The sequence below is a fragment of the Tateyamaria omphalii genome, from assembly GCF_014651375.1.
In the GTDB taxonomy this organism is placed as follows: Bacteria; Pseudomonadota; Alphaproteobacteria; order Rhodobacterales; family Rhodobacteraceae; genus Tateyamaria; species Tateyamaria omphalii.
The window spans coordinates 329,645-347,896 of sequence record NZ_BMWT01000005.1 but is presented as its reverse complement, the minus strand read 5'-3'; the positions used below and the strand labels follow the sequence as shown (position 1 = coordinate 347,896).

At 54.6% G+C, this 18,252-nt stretch carries 19 protein-coding genes and 1 riboswitch; of the genes, 14 read left to right on the top strand and 5 right to left on the bottom strand.

Annotated features, from left to right (window positions below):
- The first annotated feature begins 7 nt into the window (after positions 1-7).
- The 4 genes from IE087_RS23795 to IE087_RS18205 are packed head-to-tail and all read left to right on the top strand — an operon-like array spanning position 8 to position 1,526.
- A complete protein-coding gene (locus tag IE087_RS23795) occupies positions 8-661 on the top strand; it encodes a DUF6614 family protein (RefSeq protein ID WP_373296534.1) in 654 nt (217 codons plus the stop codon).
- A 33-nt stretch (positions 662-694) separates the two neighbouring features.
- Entirely contained in the window at positions 695-889 is a 195-nt protein-coding gene (locus IE087_RS18215) for a hypothetical protein (protein WP_189370796.1), read from the top strand.
- Positions 890-949: 60 nt separating this feature from the next.
- Positions 950-1,180 (top strand): hypothetical protein, encoded by a 231-nt coding sequence (locus IE087_RS18210; protein WP_189370795.1) that lies wholly within the window; start codon positions 950-952, stop codon positions 1,178-1,180.
- A complete protein-coding gene (locus IE087_RS18205; protein WP_189370794.1) occupies positions 1,173-1,526 on the top strand; it encodes a hypothetical protein in 354 nt (117 codons plus the stop codon). The genes IE087_RS18210 and IE087_RS18205 overlap by 8 nt, the downstream gene beginning before the upstream one ends.
- Positions 1,527-1,725: 199 nt before the next feature.
- Here IE087_RS18205 and IE087_RS18200 read toward each other — a convergent pair whose 3' ends face one another.
- From IE087_RS18200 to IE087_RS18185, 4 genes are all read right to left on the bottom strand, one after another.
- Positions 1,726-2,166, bottom strand: coding sequence for a universal stress protein (locus IE087_RS18200; protein ID WP_189370793.1), 441 nt, complete (start codon positions 2,164-2,166; stop codon positions 1,726-1,728).
- Entirely contained in the window at positions 2,163-4,775 is a 2,613-nt protein-coding gene (locus tag IE087_RS18195) for a TRAP transporter permease (RefSeq protein WP_189370792.1), read from the bottom strand. The genes IE087_RS18200 and IE087_RS18195 overlap by 4 nt, the downstream gene beginning before the upstream one ends.
- Before the next feature lie 104 nt (positions 4,776-4,879).
- The gene (locus tag IE087_RS18190) at positions 4,880-5,848 is read right to left on the bottom strand and encodes a TAXI family TRAP transporter solute-binding subunit (protein ID WP_373296533.1); all 969 of its coding nucleotides are present in this window, start codon (positions 5,846-5,848) and stop codon (positions 4,880-4,882) included.
- Between the two features lie 34 nt (positions 5,849-5,882).
- Complete coding sequence (locus tag IE087_RS18185) at positions 5,883-6,746, bottom strand: MurR/RpiR family transcriptional regulator (protein WP_229801448.1); 864 nt, start codon at positions 6,744-6,746, stop codon at positions 5,883-5,885.
- A 108-nt stretch (positions 6,747-6,854) separates the two neighbouring features.
- On the opposite strand from IE087_RS18185, the gene IE087_RS18180 reads away from it, so the two are divergent.
- The 5 genes from IE087_RS18180 (at position 6,855) to IE087_RS18160 (ending at position 11,501) form a co-directional block, all read left to right on the top strand.
- On the top strand, positions 6,855-8,177 hold the full coding sequence (locus IE087_RS18180; RefSeq protein ID WP_189370790.1) for an aspartate aminotransferase family protein: 1,323 nt from the start codon (positions 6,855-6,857) through the stop codon (positions 8,175-8,177).
- 240 nt (positions 8,178-8,417) lie between these two features.
- A riboswitch (TPP riboswitch) is annotated at positions 8,418-8,507 on the top strand.
- Between the two features lie 45 nt (positions 8,508-8,552).
- The gene (gene thiM / locus IE087_RS18175) at positions 8,553-9,326 is read left to right on the top strand and encodes a hydroxyethylthiazole kinase (RefSeq protein ID WP_189370789.1); all 774 of its coding nucleotides are present in this window, start codon (positions 8,553-8,555) and stop codon (positions 9,324-9,326) included.
- The gene (gene thiE / locus IE087_RS18170) at positions 9,326-9,961 is read left to right on the top strand and encodes a thiamine phosphate synthase (protein WP_189370788.1); all 636 of its coding nucleotides are present in this window, start codon (positions 9,326-9,328) and stop codon (positions 9,959-9,961) included. Before thiM ends, thiE begins: the two co-directional genes overlap by 1 nt.
- Positions 9,958-10,776, top strand: coding sequence for a bifunctional hydroxymethylpyrimidine kinase/phosphomethylpyrimidine kinase (gene thiD, locus IE087_RS18165; protein ID WP_189370787.1), 819 nt, complete (start codon positions 9,958-9,960; stop codon positions 10,774-10,776). The genes thiE and thiD overlap by 4 nt, the downstream gene beginning before the upstream one ends.
- Positions 10,773-11,501, top strand: coding sequence for a TenA family protein (locus IE087_RS18160; RefSeq protein ID WP_189370786.1), 729 nt, complete (start codon positions 10,773-10,775; stop codon positions 11,499-11,501). Before thiD ends, IE087_RS18160 begins: the two co-directional genes overlap by 4 nt.
- A 187-nt stretch (positions 11,502-11,688) precedes the next feature.
- On the opposite strand, the gene IE087_RS18155 is transcribed toward IE087_RS18160, so the two are convergent.
- The gene (locus tag IE087_RS18155) at positions 11,689-12,336 is read right to left on the bottom strand and encodes a GntR family transcriptional regulator (protein WP_189370785.1); all 648 of its coding nucleotides are present in this window, start codon (positions 12,334-12,336) and stop codon (positions 11,689-11,691) included.
- A gap of 141 nt (positions 12,337-12,477) precedes the next feature.
- On the opposite strand from IE087_RS18155, the gene dctP reads away from it, so the two are divergent.
- The 5 genes from dctP (at position 12,478) to IE087_RS18130 (ending at position 18,160) form a co-directional block, all read left to right on the top strand.
- Positions 12,478-13,464, top strand: a complete 987-nt coding sequence (gene dctP, locus IE087_RS18150) for a TRAP transporter substrate-binding protein DctP (protein ID WP_189370784.1) — start codon at positions 12,478-12,480, stop codon at positions 13,462-13,464.
- Positions 13,465-13,529: 65 nt separating this feature from the next.
- Positions 13,530-14,078, top strand: coding sequence for a TRAP transporter small permease (locus IE087_RS18145; RefSeq protein ID WP_189370783.1), 549 nt, complete (start codon positions 13,530-13,532; stop codon positions 14,076-14,078).
- Positions 14,078-15,394, top strand: a complete 1,317-nt coding sequence (locus IE087_RS18140) for a TRAP transporter large permease (protein WP_189370782.1) — start codon at positions 14,078-14,080, stop codon at positions 15,392-15,394. Before IE087_RS18145 ends, IE087_RS18140 begins: the two co-directional genes overlap by 1 nt.
- A complete protein-coding gene (locus IE087_RS18135) occupies positions 15,391-16,632 on the top strand; it encodes a malonyl-CoA decarboxylase (protein WP_189370781.1) in 1,242 nt (413 codons plus the stop codon). The genes IE087_RS18140 and IE087_RS18135 overlap by 4 nt, the downstream gene beginning before the upstream one ends.
- 16 nt (positions 16,633-16,648) lie before the next feature.
- Positions 16,649-18,160 (top strand): malonate--CoA ligase, encoded by a 1,512-nt coding sequence (locus tag IE087_RS18130; RefSeq protein WP_189370780.1) that lies wholly within the window; start codon positions 16,649-16,651, stop codon positions 18,158-18,160.
- Positions 18,161-18,252 lie beyond the last annotated feature (92 nt).

Below are 18,252 nucleotides of genomic sequence, written 5' to 3'. Positions count from 1 at the left end.
AAGCTTGATGACCAGATCGTTTCTACACGTCTTGAGGCGCAGGAATGAAAGCAACAAACAAGATTTGCTCAACGGCGGTTTGTCCCAAGTTGTGAGAATGAGGAACTCTCGCAGCCGCCATTGGTTCAGTCGCAGTAAAAGTCGAGTTTATTCGCATTCGGTCGGTTTCACGCCCAAGCAACGAACGGCACGTTGCAGGTCGCGTGGTCGAGATAACGTTGGGCGGAATCGATCGGATCTTGGTCGCGACCAAACGTGTTGGACCGCACCAAGCCGTTATTCTGCAAGTGCCACAGCAGACCACGAGGGATCAATGTGCGGCTCACATTCAGGCAATTGCTCAATGTTTGGAGCGTTCAATTTGAGAGATGAGCAAACAATTCCCTCTTTCAAACATGCGTTTGATGCGTTTTGTGGCCATCTCAAATCAGAAGGTTATGTGCATTCGTGGCGAGTGTGGGAGCGCGCCCATCATGAGGGCTATGATGCTCGTTTCCCCGAAGTTGAGGTCTTGGTGGAGATGTGTTTTCACGATCATCAAGCCTCACTACATTGTTGGAACTATGTTGACGGGGGAAGTGAGCCAATGAAGGCCCTCCACGTTGCAGTGAACCGCCAGGTCAAAGACGCAATATTCGCACTGTACCATCAAAGAGCCTAGCAAGCGCTGGTCCCCCTCCCCGGTCGATTGGTCATGGATGACATCAGCCAAGGTCAACCAAATTATGACCTCTGTTACGCAGCCGATAGGATAGTGAATCCTGCCATGGTGTGGCTGAATGCAATGCGTGCCGCACGTCGCATGAACACCCAGTATCCTGCAGCGCCGTATTTGGTGTTTATGACGAGCAGTAGCGTTCGTCGCGAACGAAAAATGTGTTTCGACTGACCCATTGCAATTGCGGCTACAAACGCCCCCTGCCCCTCTCTGTGTTCATAGAGGGACGGAATGGTGGTTCGCATACGGAAAGACTTCGAAAAGCTTTCCGAAGTCTCAAGCCAACACAGCCAGAAACAAGGACTTTTCCATTTCGGAAAGGTTTCGCCTGGATTTCAAGACATTTTTTGGATGTTCGGTGATGCTGTTGGAGCGGGTCGTGACGGTTGGTTGCCCAGCACTGCAACAGGGTTTGATCCGCACACAATGAAAACTTTCGACAAGGAGATTACAGATGGCTGACCAGGTTTATGAATTTGACAATGACGCGGTGGCCGCAGCGCTTGAAGCAGCGCGGGCTCACTATGCTGACAAAGCGGACGCGATGGCTGAAAGCGTCACAGAGGATGGCCATCTGGCCATGGCGGCTGGATGTATATCGGTCACCGTGGAAAATGGCAAAGTCTGCATCAACCTACCACTGGGCTTTGGCAAGTATTGCTTCCCAATTCCAAGCATCATTCCGAACGGAACCGCTGCTGAAGCGTGCCTGCACATTTGCACCACCTGGGGCATCCCCACGGGTGTAAAAGTGACCATTAGCGTTGCGGGCAAGGTGATCGTTTCAAAATCTTTCGGCAAGTGCTGATCCACATCAAAGCACCTATGCAAACGACCTGTCGATGAACATCAAAGGTCAAGGAATTTAAAACAATCTATACTTCAAGCATCCCTCCGACATCGGATCTTTGACCAGTGTCGGAGGGTTTTCTATGTGTGTCTTAAGCTTGACGTCAGTACGTGCCAATCACAGCCCCCTGCCGTCTCCAGCAGTCAATTCTAAGACATTACCGATCGCTTCTGACAACGTAGACTGAGCAGTTGGAATGCCGCACAATGCGCGCTGCATTTGGACCTAGCAAAAAATCCTTGAGATCGGGGCGGTTGGCACCGAGAACAATCAGATCCGCATTATCCAGTTCTGCTGCTTTTAAGACCTCTTCGTAGACACTGCCCGTCGCAACAAGATGTCGAACAGACTGGTTCACCTCTGCGCCCAGCACCTCTTCTCCAAACGATGACAACAACTCAGCAGCCCCATCCTGTGCTGTTTCAACATGGTGGTCCCTGAAGTATGCCCCTACAACACTGGCACCGAAATCCGGAACAACTGTGATCAGATCAAGTTGTGCACCTTCCATGTCTGCCATTCGCTTTGCGGCCTGCAGGACCTTGGCTTCATCTTGCGGTCGATTGATATCGACAGCACATAAGACTGTTTTCTTCATGCCATTTCTCCTTCGCGCACTGCCGGTGTCGCCCGTCGGGTTTGCAGCCATATGATCATTGCCAAGAGCAACAGAGCGGGGATGAAGATAAGTTCCTTCGGTAACTGCTGCGCAGTCGCGCGAACAGAACTGATTGAAACCGGCGTGTCGCCATAGAAGTCAAACGATCCCAGAGCATCGCCCAGCTCGGTCCCGAACAGCGGTTCTTCTAGAATGATTGTGTCCCCATCTGTAACAAGCAAGAAACCAAGCTGATCCAGGCGTGCTTCTGCGCCGTCGACATCAGGAATGGTGACTGGCACCGTCAGATCCTTCACTTCAAGAGTGTCGAAATCCGGACCCGAGACAACGATCCTCAGCTGATCATTCACGGATGCATTCCCAACGGCCTCGGAAAAGGCTGCGGGCGCAATATCCTCGAAAGGTGGTTGGATCTGGTTCATGAACACGCCCGGTCTGAACAGCGCGAAGGCGATCACAAGTAGCGCAACAGTTTCCCAGATGCGATTACGCGCAAAGAACCAACCCATCGTGGCTGCCGTAAAGACGAGAATCCCGATCGTCGCCACGACAAACACGATGATGCCCTGCGTCCACGTGACATCGATCAGCAAAAGATCGGTGTTGAAGATGAACACAAATGGCAAGGCCACGGTACGTAGTGAATAAAAGAACGCCGTGAAACCAGTTCGGATAGCATCACCACCTGACACGGCAGCCGCAGCAAAGCTGGCCAATCCGACCGGCGGTGTCACATCTGCCATGATCCCGAAATAGAACACGAACAGGTGGACGGCGATGAGCGGCACAATAAGACCAGACTGAGCGCCGAGTTCGACCACAACGGCCACCATAAGCGAACTCACGACGATGTAGTTGGCAGTGGTTGGCAAGCCCATCCCCAAGATGAGGGACAGAATGGCCACGAAGATCAACATGAGGACCAGGTTTCCGCCCGACAGGAACTCGACGAAGTCCGCCATAACCTGACCGATCCCCGTCAATGACACGGTGCCGACGATGATCCCGGCGGTCGCTGTGGCCAAACCAATGCCGATCATGTTGCGCGCGCCGTCGATCATTCCTTCGATCAGATCAACAACGCCGTCTCTGAGCCGACTGATGGCGTTAGCCTCGCCTCTGAACGTTGCTTTCAAAGTCTTTTGAGTGAGCAATATTCCGAACAGCAGGAAGGTCGCCCAGAAGGCGGACAAGCCAGGCGATTTCCGTTCGATCATAAGGAAGTACACCAGAACGATGATCGGAAGCAGATAGTACAGTCCCGACTTGTAGATCTTTGCCACATCCGGCAATTCCACGACTTCGGCGTTCGGGTCATCGGGCTCCAGGTCCGGCACTTGTGATGCCAAGTAAATCAAAGCGACGTAGATCAGCCCAAGCAGAACCGACAGGACCAAACCTGACCCAGATGGGAACAGCGATACGACCCAACCAACCGGGTATTGCGTCGCGTAACACAGGACCGCGAAACCGGCAAAGAATGCGAACATGCCGCCAATTGTCCGCCCCATGCTGACAACCTTGTTGCCGATTGTCGGCATATTGTTTTTCACAGCTTCCAGGTGAACGATATACACCAGTGCGATGTAGCTGATCACCGCAGGCAGGAAGGCATGCGTGATCACCTCGACATAGGAAATGCCGACATATTCCACCATCAGAAAGGCAGCGGCACCCATCACGGGTGGCATGATCTGGCCGTTCACAGAGGAAGCGACTTCCACGGACCCAGCCTTTTCTGCGCTGAAGCCAACGCGTTTCATCAGCGGGATGGTGAATGTACCTGTCGTTACGACGTTTGCGATTGAAGAGCCTGAGATCAGTCCGGTTGCAGCTGATCCAACAACAGCCGCTTTGGCCGGGCCGCCGCGCAGGTGGCCCAAAGCGCCAAACGCCATTTTGATAAAGTAGTTCCCTGCCCCGGCCTTATCGAGCAACGCGCCAAACAGAACAAAGAGGAAAACGAATTTGGTCGAGACCCCCAAAGCAATCCCAAATACGCCTTCGGATGTGATCCACATGTGGCTCATCGCCTTGCGCAGGGACGCACCTGCCCACCGGATTTGATCCGGGACCCATTCTGAAGAACCGAAGAATACGTAGCATAAGAAGACAACAGCTAGGATGACCATCACAGGGCCAAGTGTGCGATAAGCCGCAATGAACAGCAGCGTCAGACCCGCCAACGCAAAATTGGCATCCGCAGCATCGGCAAGTCCCCCTGCCGCCACGATCTTGTCGTAGAAAAAATAGCCATAGAGGGCAAGAAATGCACCGCCCAGCCCCAAAACCCAATCATACCACGGTATGCGATCGCGCGGTGAAGACTTGAACAGTGGATAGGCCATTGCCGCAAGGAAAACGGCGAACGCCAAATGAATTTGGCGCGAGTTGTTAATGAGGTCACCAGGAAGAATGTAGGGTGCAGCGGGTGACGCCAGAAGAACCTGAAACACCGACCAAATCAGGGCGACTGCCGCAATTGCTGTTCCAATTGCCCCCGTGGGGCTTCGGGCTCCGCTATCGCTGGCCGCAACCAGTTCCTGAAGCTCTTGTTCGCTAAGTGCTCGGTTGTCGGATTGTGTCATAGTGTCCCCATTGTTTGTTGGCTTGTGCCCGCGCACCGCTCTTTTGGCGGCTTTGTATACCAAGGGCGTATAAACGCCCTTGGCCTCATCAAAAATAGGTGGTTTTACTCAACCCAGCCTTGTTCACGGTAGTATTTTGCAGCGCCGTCATGCAGCGGCGCAGACAGACCAGCCGATGCCATTTCTTCCGGCACCAGGTTCGCAAATGCGGGGTGCAGACCTTTGAAATCGTCAATGTTTTCAAAGACGGAGCTCACAAGGGTATATACTACGTCTTCGGATACATCTGCGGACGAGACAAATGTAGCGCCCACACCAAAGGTCATCGTGTCACTGTCGTTGCCGCGATACATCCCGCCGGGAATCGTCGCCGTGCGGTAGAATGAGTTTTCTTCAACCAGCATGTCGACGGCATCACCCGCAACTTCGACCAAAACAGAGTCGCAGGCGGTTGTTGCCTCCTGGATCGAACCCGAGGGGTGACCAACAGTGTACACCATCGCATCGATCTGATTGTCGCACAGGGCTGCAGATTGTTCCGCCGCTTTCAGCTCGGTCGCCAGTGCGAAATCGTCAGTGGTCCAGCCCAAGGCGCCCATAAGCACTTCCATCGTGCCGCGCTGACCGGAGCCCGGGTTGCCGATGTTCACACGCTTGCCCTTGAGATCTTCGATGCTTGTGATCCCGGAATCTGCACGTGCAACCACGGTAAAGGGTTCTGGATGGACTGAGAAAACCGCGCGCAGCCCCTCGAATGCCCCGGCCTCTTCGAAGCGCGAAGACCCGTTAAACGCGTGGTACTGCCAATCGGATTGAGCCACACCAAATTCCAATTCGCCTTCACGAATTGTGTTGATGTTATAGACTGATCCACCAGTAGATTCGACAGAACACCGCACGCCGTGATCGCGGCGACCTTTGTTCACGAGGCGACAGATTGCGCCACCTGTTGGGTAGTAAACACCCGTGACGCCACCAGTCCCGATTGTGATGAACTCTTCCGCCATCGCGACCGGCGCGGTCAGGGTTGCAACCGCAACCCCGGCTGCCATTAACTTGAAATTATTGAACATTAGGTTCTCCCTTTGGTTGATACTCAGTTTTAGATCATTGATCCCAAACCTCGGCAAGCACCCTATTGGCCGCTTCTACCTCGGCAATTCTTTTTCTGGCTGTAGGCCCTGTTCGACTGACCAACACGCCGATGAAGGCTTCAACGAGAAAAATGGTCACGACGTAAGATGAATAAAAATGTGGACTGTCTGTGGGCACAATGAAACGTGCAGACGCATGTTTCAACGCCGGACATCTGTGCGTGTCTGTGATCAGCACAACGTATACACCTTGCTGCTGCGCGAGGGCAGCTGCCTGAATTGTACGTTCCGAAAACGGTGGTTTCGTCACGATGATCAAAGCGTCGCGTTCGTCCAGACCCGCCATGCCACCGCCCAGTGACGCGCCCATACGACTTGCCATCATCCAGTTGTCGGCACAAAAGCTGGCCATATACGACAAGTATTCCACCACTCCCGTTGACCCCAATGCACCCAACAGCATCACTTTGCGGGCGGCCGAGACTCTGTCCACGGCGTGTTCAAGTGAACCAAGATCAAGCCCATCCATGAAAGTCTGAAGATTTGACTGGCACGCCGCCAGATGCGCATCCACAAAACTGGCGCGCCCTTCGTGATGTTGATCGTGAAGCCTTTCAGCTCGTTCTGCGAAATTCTTTACTCGTCGCCCGATTTTCGTGCGCAGTTCTTCACGCAACTCTTCAAAGTCGGTGTAGTCCAACGCCCGCGCCAAGCGGGAAAAAGCCGCCGGAGAAACCCCGCTTTCCGCCGCAACAGAGCGCAAAGTGCGCGATGCGACGTCGACCGGGTTGCTTGCGAGGTAGTCTGCTGCCTGGCGCAGTGTATCGCTCAGATCACTGTACCGCGCAGAAAGCCGCGTTTCATAAGTCGAATCCAAATGGCCCCCCTCAGGACATGACGAAAGTGTTTCTTTTGTTTCAGTCATTGTCAACGCATGTTTCATCTGTTTCAGTTGCGGCACTCTTAGGACTTCACTGGATCAGCCATGTCGCATGTATTTTCGCGCAACTCGAAAACGTCTCTGCCCGTTGCAGTACGAGGAGAAGGGGTTTACTTGTTTGATTCAAAAGGGAAATCCTACCTGGATGGATCAGGCGGAGCGGCTGTTTCATGCCTGGGTCACGGTGACGGCGATGTCATCGCCGCGATGTCCGCGCAGATGAACAAGTTGGAATTTGCCCATACAGGTTTTCTCACGTCAGAACCTGCTGAAAGCCTTGCAACGCGTCTCGTTTCTCATGCGCCGGAAGGGATTGAGAAGGTATACATTGTGTCTGGCGGGTCCGAGGCGGTCGAAGCGGCCCTCAAACTCGCACGTCAATACATGCTCGAGATTGGTCAGCCCGAGCGCAAACACTTTATTTCCCGGCGCCAAAGCTATCATGGCAACACTTTGGGGGCACTTGGAACCGGTGGCAACATGTGGCGGCGAGAGCCGTTCGATCCTGTTATGGTGTCCGCCTCACATATCGCCCCCTGCTACGCATACCGACTGCAAGAAGATGGCGAAACCGGAGACGAATATGCGCTGCGCGCAGCAAATGAACTGGAAGATGAAATCCTGAGGCTCGGCCCGGAAACAGTCATAGCCTTCATTGCCGAACCGGTTGTCGGCGCCACTGCCGGAGCAGTCGCCGCGGCGCGCGGTTACTTCAAGCGAATTCGCGAGATCTGCGATGCATACGGTGTGCTCCTGATCCTTGACGAGGTGATGTGCGGCATGGGCAGAACCGGCACATTCTTTGCCTGCGAACAGGAAAACGTGCGTCCTGACATCGTTACGATTGCGAAGGGTCTTGGTGGTGGGTACCAACCCATTGGCGCAATGCTGTGTTCGGGCGCTATTCACGACGCCATAGAACGCGGTAGCGGGTTCTTTCAGCACGGGCACACTTACCTGGGCCATCCAATCGCCTGCGCAGCAGCAAATGCAGTTGTACAAAAGCTGACCCAAGGTGGGCTGGTGGACCGTTCGGCACGGATGGGACACTATCTTGAAAGTGCGCTGGATGCGCAATTCGGGCAACATAGTCATGTTGGTGATATTCGGGGACGCGGCATGTTTCGCGCATTGGAACTTGTCAAAGACAAAGAGACCAAAACTCCCTTCGACCCCGAATTGCGCTTGGCAAAGTCAATCAAGGCCAAGGCGATGGACAATGGCCTGATATGCTATCCCAATGGTGGGACCATTGACGGCAGGAATGGCGATCACGTTTTGTTGGCGCCACCTTACATCTGCACCGAAGGTCAGATCGACGAGTTGGTTGGGAAGCTGGCAAAAAGCCTGGAGGACGCCTTGCAATAGGGTCGTACCAATCTTCAGCCCGCATAGATGTTCAGTCACGTTTGCGCGCGGGCGTGGCCAACATCATCTGAGTGCATGTTCTATTCGTCTGTGGCAAGAAATCAGCTGTGCGGATCGCGCGGTTCGGTGTCCTCCCAGCTGCGATAAACGGATTCTTGTTTGCCAGTGCCAAACCATTTCCGGACCATTCAAAAAAAGAGCTCTGGCTTGTTTGACTAAGCGAACTCATCATCCTACATCTCAACGTGCCAGGGGCGCTGCAAAGCTGAGACGTACCCTTCGAACCTGAACCAGATAATGCTGGCGGAGGGAGGTCACAGGTCACTCTACAATCAGTGACAGGTCTCCGATTTCGCCTGCGAAAAAGGAGATTGCATGGTGTTCCAAGACCTGTTGACCCCCCTCCGTTCCCAGAATCCTTTGGTGCATTGCATCACCAACTACGTTGCAATGAATGTCGCCGCGAATGTTGTTCTTGCTTCCGGTGCCTCTCCGGCGATGGTCCATGCCAAAGAAGAAATTGCGGACTTCACTCCAATTGTTGGAGCCCTGACACTCAACATTGGAACACTGTCCACCTCGTGGATGCCCAGCATGACTTTGGCTGCGCAACTGGCAAATGACTCAAAGGTTCCCTGGGTGTTCGATCCGGTCGCCCATTTCATTAGTGCCTTTCGCAAGGCCGCGGCTCAGGAACTGCTGGAGTTGCGTCCAACCATCATTCGCGGAAACGCATCGGAAATCATGGCCCTAGCCGGAGAAACAGGCGCGGGAAAAGGCGCGGACAGTGGTGATACGGTTGAAGCAGCCGCGAACGCAGCTCGTTCTCTTGCGGAACAATTTGGTGCGGTCGTCGCGGTCACTGGTCCAATTGATTTTGTGACGGATGGGTCCAGGGTTGCGCGGGTTCACGGCGGTTCACCGATCATGCCGAACGTCACCGCCTTGGGATGCGCACAGACTGCACTCATGGGCGCATATGCAGCAGTCGGCCCTGCTTACGATGCCGCAATCGGGGCGCTTTCACACTTCAAAGTTGCCGGATTGCGGGCCGGATCTCAGGCACGCGGGCCGGGAAGCTTTCAGATGCATTTCCTTGACGCGCTAGCCAGCACTCAACCAGCCGAATTGGCCGAGGCGGTGTCATGATGAAAGACATTCGAGCATGTTTGCGTTTGTACCTTGTGACTGATCCGCATCTTTGCAGTGCCGAAGGTTTGGAAAACACCGTACGACATGCAGTTGCGGGCGGTGTCACGATGGTTCAGTTGCGCGATAAGCAGGCAACAACGGCAGACCGCGTCGAGATGGCGCGGGTTTTGAAGAATGTTCTGTCGGGCACAGACATCCCATTGATCATCAACGACGATGTTGAAGCCGCAATTGCCGCCGATGCTGATGGCGCCCATATCGGTCAGGGTGACATGTCAGCCGCCCACGCACGCGCACTCTTGGGGCCTGACAAAATACTAGGATTGTCTTGTGAAAGTGCCGTGGCGGTCCATGCGGTCAATCCCGCCATCGTGGACTATCTGGGTCTTGGCCCGGTCTTTGGGACGCGGACCAAACCGGATCACAAGCAGCCTATCGGCTTTGGCGGTTTGGCGGGGCTGGTTGCACTTTCGCCTCTCCCCACTGTCGCGATCGGAGGGCTCACAGCACAACACCGAGATGCAGTGCGCGACTGTGGTGCCGATGGGGTGGCCGTTGTCTCCGCCATTTGCGGACAGTCCGACGTTACCAATGCTGCGCGCGCTTTTTCAGAAGTGGAATTGAATCCATGATAGCCAATGTTCTGAGTATTGCAGGGTCAGACCCATCTGGTGGCGCCGGAATCCAAGCAGACATAAAGGCCATCTCTGCAAATGGCGCTTACGCATTGGCGGCTTTGACGGCTCTGACAGCGCAAAACACACAAGGTGTCTCTGGTGTTCACCTTGTTCCACCGGACTTTGTCGCTGCGCAGGTACGGACGGTTCTAGACGACATACATGTAGACGCGGTGAAAATTGGCATGATTGCAAATGCAGAGATCGCGCGTGCTGTTGCAGCCACCCTTGCCCAATGCAAAGCCGCAATTGTTCTTGACCCTGTTATGGTCGCCAAGGGCGGCGCCCGACTTTTGGAACCGGACGCAGTAGATTCTGTAAGGCGTCATTTGCTGCCACGGGCCGCGCTGCTGACCCCCAACTTGCCAGAAGCAGCACACCTTTTGGGTAAGGCCACGGCCACCACGCGCGCTGAGATGGAAGCGCAAGGAAAGGCTTTGATGCAACTTGGACCAAGTGCTGTTTTGATGAAGGGCGGTCATCTTGAGGGCCCGGGCAGTCCAGATTGCCTCGTTACGGCCCAGGGAGCCCGCTGGTACGAGTGTCCAAGGACCAGAACCCCAAACACCCATGGGACCGGGTGCACTCTGTCTTCGGCAATCGCTGCACATCTGGCGAAAGGCAGTAACATTGGCGCATCCGTTGCCGCGGCCAAAGCTTATGTCAAGAACGCTATCGCACAAGCAGACCACTTGTCGGTTGGAAGTGGGCACGGTCCAACCCATCACTTTGCTGCGCTCTATGCGCAATCCGAAGGAGACCGCGCATGACACTGCTGACAGCCTCAGTTTCAAACCGACAGGGTCAACGACAGGCACAACCCTATGGACACACTTTTGCAGCTTGGCGCAACGGCTGTCCGGACCCCTGGCACGCTTACACGCACCACAGCTTTGTCGAAGGTTTGCGTACGGGCGCCCTGCCCCGATCTGCTTACCTGCACTACCTGATTCAGGACTACGTCTTTCTTGTCCACTTCTCTCGCGCATGGTCGCTTGGCGTCGTCAAAGCGGAAACGCAGCTTGAAATGAAAACCTGCGCGCGCACGGTCGATGCATTGGTCAATCACGAGATGGCATTGCACATCGGCACATGCGCGGCCGAAGGCATAGACGAAGCGACACTGTTCAACGCATCGGAGGAGTTCGAGAACCTCGCCTATACCCGCTATGTAACGGACGCCGGTTTGCAGGGTGATTTTCTCGATTTGATGGCGGCTTTAGCCCCTTGCTGTTTTGGCTATGGAGAAATCGGAACGCGTTTGGCCGCAAGCGCCGCTTCCGACACACCATACAACGATTGGATCAACACGTATGCGGGCGAGGATTACCAATCGGTCATGGTCGAAATCGGCCGTATGATGGATGACGCAGTGGCGCGCCGTTTGGGTGATGATCCGCAAAATGTGCCGCGATGGTCTCGGTTGCAGCACCGGTTTACGACGGCCACACGGCTGGAAGTCGGTTTTTGGGATATGGGGATGCGGGCCAGCTAAAGCGCAAAGCACTGCTTTTGCACGAAGACAGTTTGAACGTGCCTGATGCAGTGCGCGAAACGACCGGACAAGGGTGCGGAACTCGTTTTGTCTGTTTGTGTCCTTGCGCGGTTTGCGCCTCAATAGCTGGCTATAGCCTCAAGAATTTCCTTCTTGCAGCCAGCTCATTCGCGAGCAACGGATAGCTTCAGCGTTTCAGACTTGCGACAAGTTGATGAAATTTCTCGCCTTGGATTGCCACGTGACTGCGTAGTACGGATGCAGCTTTTTCTGCATTTCCCTCTTTGAGGGCGTGCAGGATCTTGGAGTGTTCGCTCATCGATTGGTCAAGCCTGCCCCGGAACCTTAGTTGAATGCGACGATACGCCTTGAGACGGTTTTGCAGATGAAGTGCTTGTTTTTCGAGGAAGCTGTTGGCTGCAGCACGATAGATAATCTGATGAAACATCTCGTTCTCGGCATAATAGCCGTCGGGATCGGACTCTCGAGCCGCTTGTAAACAGCGGTCGTTTGCTGCTGTCAGTGCCTCTAGATCTTCATCAGTAATCCGCATGGCAGCAAGGCGGCCACAGACTGCTTCGATTTCAGCCATCGTTTCAAACATTTCCATCAGCTCAACCGGGCCAGGTTGTCGTATAAACACCCCCCGACGCGGCACCTGTTCAGCTAATCCAGACGTCACCAAGACCTGCAACGCTTCGCGAATGGGTGTTCGTGACACGTGGAACTGTTCCGCCAAACGCAACTCGTCCAGTCGCTCGCCGTCGCGAAATTCCCCCGAGAAAACAAGTTGCTCAAGGGATGCTGCAATCTGATCGGCGCGCCTAATATCCATGAAAAAGATGTACCATTTGCCCCCTCAAATGCAAACACCTTAATATTGTATACAAGAAAGTTGACTTGTTATGCACGGTGTGGAACCGTCGAAGTCGCCGTTTCAACGCACAAACGTTGATTCACGCCTAGGGAGGATAAAATGAATTTCAAATCACTGACGGCTGCCGCACTTGTGACATGTGTCGCGGCCGCATCGACGGCAAGTGCAGAAACGCTTCGCCTATCACACCAATGGTCCAACAAGGACGTGCGCCATCAGGTCGCCCAGATGGTTGCCGACGAGGTGGCGGCCGCAGGCGTTGATCTAGAGATACAGATTTTCGGTTCGAAGTCGCTGTTCAAACCGCGCGAGCAGTATCGCCCGCTTAGCCGTGGGCAGTTGGACATGACCGTCCTGCCGCTTAGTTATGCAGGCGGCCAACAACCGGCTTACAACCTGACCCTCATGCCTGGCATGGTTAAGAACCACGACCACGCCGCACGCCTGAGCGCGTCACCTTTCATGGAAGCCCTCGAAGAGAAGATGGCCGATGATGATGTGATGGTCTTGGTACATGGTTATCTTGCAGGTGGCTTCGTCGGCAAAGACAAGTGCATCACGAAGCCGGAAGACGTTGAAGGCTTGCAAACGCGCGCTGCGGGGAAGGCCTTTGAGCAAATGCTTGCGGGTGCCGGGGCATCCATTGCTTCAATGGCATCTTCGGAAATCTACAATGCGATGCAAACAGGCGTACTGACGGCGGCAAACACTTCGTCATCGTCTTTTGTGTCTTACCGCATCTACGAACAGGTCAGTTGCTATACGCCTGCGGGCGATGTTGCCCTGTGGTTCATGTATCAACCCTTGCTCATGAACAAATCGCGCTTCGACGGGCTGACGTCCGATCAACAGCAAGCCCTGCTTGACGCATCGGCGAAAGCGCAAGCTTTCTATCTCGAAGAGGCTAAGAAACAAGACGCGGCATCTGAACAAGTATTCCGCGACGCAGGCGTCGAAATTGCGCAAATGTCACCGGAAGACTTCAAGGCTTGGCGCGCTTTGGCACAGGAAACATCCTATGCCAAGTTCGTATCCGAAGTCGAAGGCGGCCAAGAGCTTTTGGATATGGCGTTGGCCGTAGAGTGATACCCTTCTACGGGGCCGCCTGATCTGGCGGCCCTACAAACACATCTTTTTCCAAGGATTCCATGATGGCGGGTCAAAGCTCCGCCGCGATAGCGCGCACGGGTAACAATCCGTTTCTGCGCTTTGTGGCTGCACTATCGACACTGGCGGGTTGGTGCTCTGCAGCGATGATTGTTTCAGCTGTTGCAATTACTTGCCAGATGATCTTCATCCGTTTTGTTTTGAATGGATCGACCATCTGGCAAACAGAAGCGGTTATCTATCTTGCCATCGGGGCAACGTTGGTAGGCCTGCCCTACGTCCAGCGTCTTCGTGGGCACGTGAACGTAGACCTTGTGCCACTGGCGTTGAGCAAACGTTTGCGCTTTGCCCTCGCCGTTTTCACCCTATCCCTGTCCATCATCATGGTGTCGATCATGCTGTGGTACAGCTATGAGTTCTGGCATCTGACCTGGGAACGGAACTGGCGCTCGGACACGGTTTGGGGCGTCAGATTGTGGATACCCTATCTGGCGCTGCCATTCGGTTTTGCACTTTTCCTGCTGCAATTGGTTGCCGACATGGTCGCCATGCTGCTTGGGATCGAAAAACCATTCGGCCTGGAGGACGTGTGATGGACCCGCTCACGCTTGGTGCTCTTGTCGCGGTTTGCACGATCCTGGTCTTGTTCTCAGGTGTTTCGGTGGCACTGGGGCTGCTGATTATCTCAACAGGCTTCATCATGGTTTTTGACGGCGTGCGTTCGCTGGAATTGATGCCAGAGATCCTGTTCGGCAAGTTGGACAACTTCGCGCTGTTGTCGATCCCGATGTTCATCATCATGGGCGCATCGATTGCATCAACCCGGGCGGGGGCCGACCTCTACGAAGCGCTTGAACGGTGGCTCACCCGCGTTCCCGGTGGGCTTGTGATCTCGAACCTAGGGGCATGTGCCCTGTTTGCCGCAATGTCCGGATCCAGCCCCGCAACATGCGCCGCGATTGGTAAGATGGGTATTCCCGAGATGCGCAAGCGTGGGTATCCCGATGGCGTTGCAGCGGGCTCGATTGCGGCGGGTGGCACTCTTGGTATCCTGATCCCTCCGTCGGTTACCATGATCGTCTACGGCATCGCGACCGAACAATCTATCGGTCGCCTGTTCCTCGCTGGTGTCATCCCAGGCTTGTTGCTGGTGGGTCTGTTTATGGTGTGGTCTTTGTATTCGACATGGCGGTCCGGGGATCGTGCCTTGCTGGCCCACGCAAACTACACATGGCGGCAAAGGCTCGAAATACTGCCGCGGGTCCTGCCATTCATCTTTATCATTATTGGCGTGCTGTATGCGATGTACGGTGGTGTCGCGACGCCGTCTGAGACAGCAGCTGTCGGAGCGCTTCTGTGCCTGATGATCGCCATGATCATCTACAAGCTGTGGAACCCCAAGGACCTGTGGTTGGTGCTGCGTGACAGCACAAAGGAAAGCGTGATGATCCTGTTCATCATCGCGGCGGCAGGTGTCTTTTCCTACATGTTGTCCAGCCTGTTCATCACGCAGTCCATTGCGGCATGGATTGGCACACTGGACGTGAACCCCTGGGTGCTTATGGGAGCCGTCAATGTTTTCCTTTTGATTGCTGGGTTCTTCTTACCTCCGGTTGCCGTGATCTTGATGGCGGCCCCCATCCTACTGCCCATCATAACAACGGCGGGGTTTGACCCTATCTGGTTTGCTGTGGTGTTGACCATCAACATGGAAATCGGACTGATTTCGCCTCCGGTTGGCTTGAACCTCTATGTCATCAACGGCATTGCACCTGATATCTCGCTTAAAACGATCCTCAAGGGATCGCTTCCTTTCGTGGCGTGTATGGTGATCGCGATCATCCTGTTGTGTATCTTCCCGGGTCTGGCCACATGGCTGCCTAACGCTGTCATGGGCACCGCGATATGAGTTACTTCGCTGATCTCATCTCCACAGTTTTCGAGCGGCGCTATGCACGTGCTGTCTCATCTGACGCCCAAGGCCGTACGATAACAGAACTGTCCCGGGACCTACTTGGCGCGCGTGGAGAAGTGTCAGGCAGCACGCTCGCACATCTTATTCTTCGGCAATATAGCAGCGGCGACGATCAGCATAGGCAAGCATTCTTTGCGTTCATGATGCACGACCTGGAAATTGACCCTGTGGATGTTGTCGAAAGCCTCAAGATCTACAAGGAAACCCCTTCAAAGAGCAGCTACAGTGAATTTGTACGCGCCAGCGAACCGAAGCGGCAAGAGTTGTTGCGCCGTTTGAACCAGGTGCCCGGGGGCACTCAGCACTTGGTATCCATGCGCAAGGACCTCTTGCGGATGATGCGTGACGTGCCAACGCTCGAACCGCTTGATGTCGATTTTCAGCATTTGTTTACATCATGGTTCAACCGCGGCTTTCTGGTTCTGCGGCCCATTGATTGGTCCAGCCCGGCAGAAATACTGGAAAAAATCATTGCGTACGAAGCTGTCCACGCGATCGACAGCTGGGACGATTTGCGTCGCCGATTGCAGCCTTCGGACCGCAGGTGTTTTGGGTTCTTTCATCCCGCCATACCAGACGATCCATTGATCTTTGTCGAAGTCGCGCTCACCCGGGGCATCCCGAGTTCCATTCAGACCCTTCTGGCCGACGGACGTGATCCGATTGAAGAAGAGGAGGCGGATACCGCGGTTTTTTATTCCATCTCCAATTGTCAGGACGGCCTCGCTGGAATTTCCTTCGGAAACTCACTGATCAAACAAGTGGTCGCCGATCTGTCGCGGGACCTTTCTGGCCTCGAAACATTCGTGACGTTGTCGCCCGTGCCGGGCCTGAAACGTTGGCTGGACAAGGAGACGCAACCGCTTTTGCAAAGCAGCACAGCGATTGAGGTCAGTGTTGCCCATTACTTGCTTGAGGCAAAACGCGCGGATGGATTGCCTGTGGACCCGGTTGCGCGGTTTCATTTGGGCAATGGAGCGTCCATACATGCGGTCCATGCGGACGCAGATCTGTCCGAAAAGGGTTTGCAGCAATCCAGAGGTGCAATGGTGAACTACATCTATGATCTGTCACGCATCACAGCCAACCACGAGCATTTCGTAACTGACAAGGCTGTCGCTGCCTCGCCCGAAGTGCATGCGCTTGCGGCGTGCCACCCGTCAAAGAACTAGATAGTCAAAGAGACCAATGCCCAACCCACTTTTCGACACACTGTTCGGCCAACATAGCACGAGCGATGCGGAGTTTCTTCAACTGCCCGGCGGGCGTTCGTTAAGCTACAAAGCGTTCCTTGACCGTGCTGCACAATATGCAGGCGCCATGACCAGCATGGGCCTTGTTGTCGGGGATCGCGTCGCCGTTCAAACCGCAAAATCGCCGGAAACGCTGGCTGTGTATGCAGCGTGTGTGCAGGCAGGTCTTGTCTTCCTTCCGCTCAACACCGCTTACACGCCTGCGGAAGTGGCATATTTCGTTGAGAACAGCGGCGCGCGTCTGGTCTTGGGAGACGAAAGCAGACGTGACGCCCTCGCAACCATAGCAGATCGGTGCAACGCGAAACTGGAGACTCTGAATGCTGATGGGGCGGGCTCCTTTCCGTCCCTGGCAGTCTCGTTCCCCGCATCCTTCGAGACTGTTCCACGCTCAGAAGGTGATCTCGCGGCCCTGCTGTACACCTCTGGTACGACTGGTCGTTCAAAAGGGGCAATGTTGAGCCAGGGTAACTTGCTGTCCAACGCTCAGGTGCTGAGGCAGGAGTGGCGTTTCACGTCGCAGGACATCTTGTTGCACGCGTTGCCCATCTTTCACACACATGGGCTGTTCGTGGCGACCAACATCACCCTACTGTGCGGTGGCCAGATGATTTTTCTGCCAAAGTTCGATCTGGACGAAGTGATCACAGAACTTCCGCGCGCCACTGCAATGATGGGCGTTCCGACATTCTATACACGCCTACTGGGTGACAAGCGGTTCACTAAAGAGCTGAGCGCCCACATGCGGCTTTTCGTGTCGGGCAGCGCCCCGCTCTTGGCGGACACCCACATACAATTCGAAGAACGAACGGGTCATCGTATTCTTGAAAGATACGGAATGACCGAGACCAACATGAACACCTCAAATCCCTATGAGGGTGAGCGCCGCGCCGGGACGGTTGGTTTTCCGTTGCCCGGGATCGAGGTAAAGATCACCGACCCCAAGACTGGCCAGACAATCCCGAACGGTGACATCGGCCAGATAGAGGTGCACGGTCCAAATGTCTTTCAGGGGTATTGGCAGATGCCCGATAAAACCGCTGAGGAGCTTCGCACGGACGGTTTCTTTATCACCGGCGATTTGGGAATGGTTGACGAGGACGGCTATGTGACAATCGTCGGGCGCAACAAAGACCTCATTATCTCTGGCGGGTACAATATCTACCCCAAGGAAATCGAGCTGATTTTGGATGAGCAAGACGGCGTTCTGGAAAGTGCCGTTATCGGGGTGCCTCACCCTGATTTCGGCGAAAGTGTTCTGGCTGTCATCGTTGCCAAGCCCGACCAAGAGCCGGACCTTGACGCCATAGCTGCCAACATGACGGCGTCGCTTGCACGCTTCAAACAGCCACAACAGTTGGTGTTGCTACCGGAACTTCCCCGAAACACGATGGGGAAAGTTCAGAAGAAAGCGTTGAGAGAACAGTTTGCGGGCACGTTCGCCTGAAAGGCTATTGGCCGAGCTTGCTTGTGGGCGCGACGGCTTATCGAAAACCTCAAATCCGGCATGTTAACAACAGAGCAGCCTTCCGAATTTGC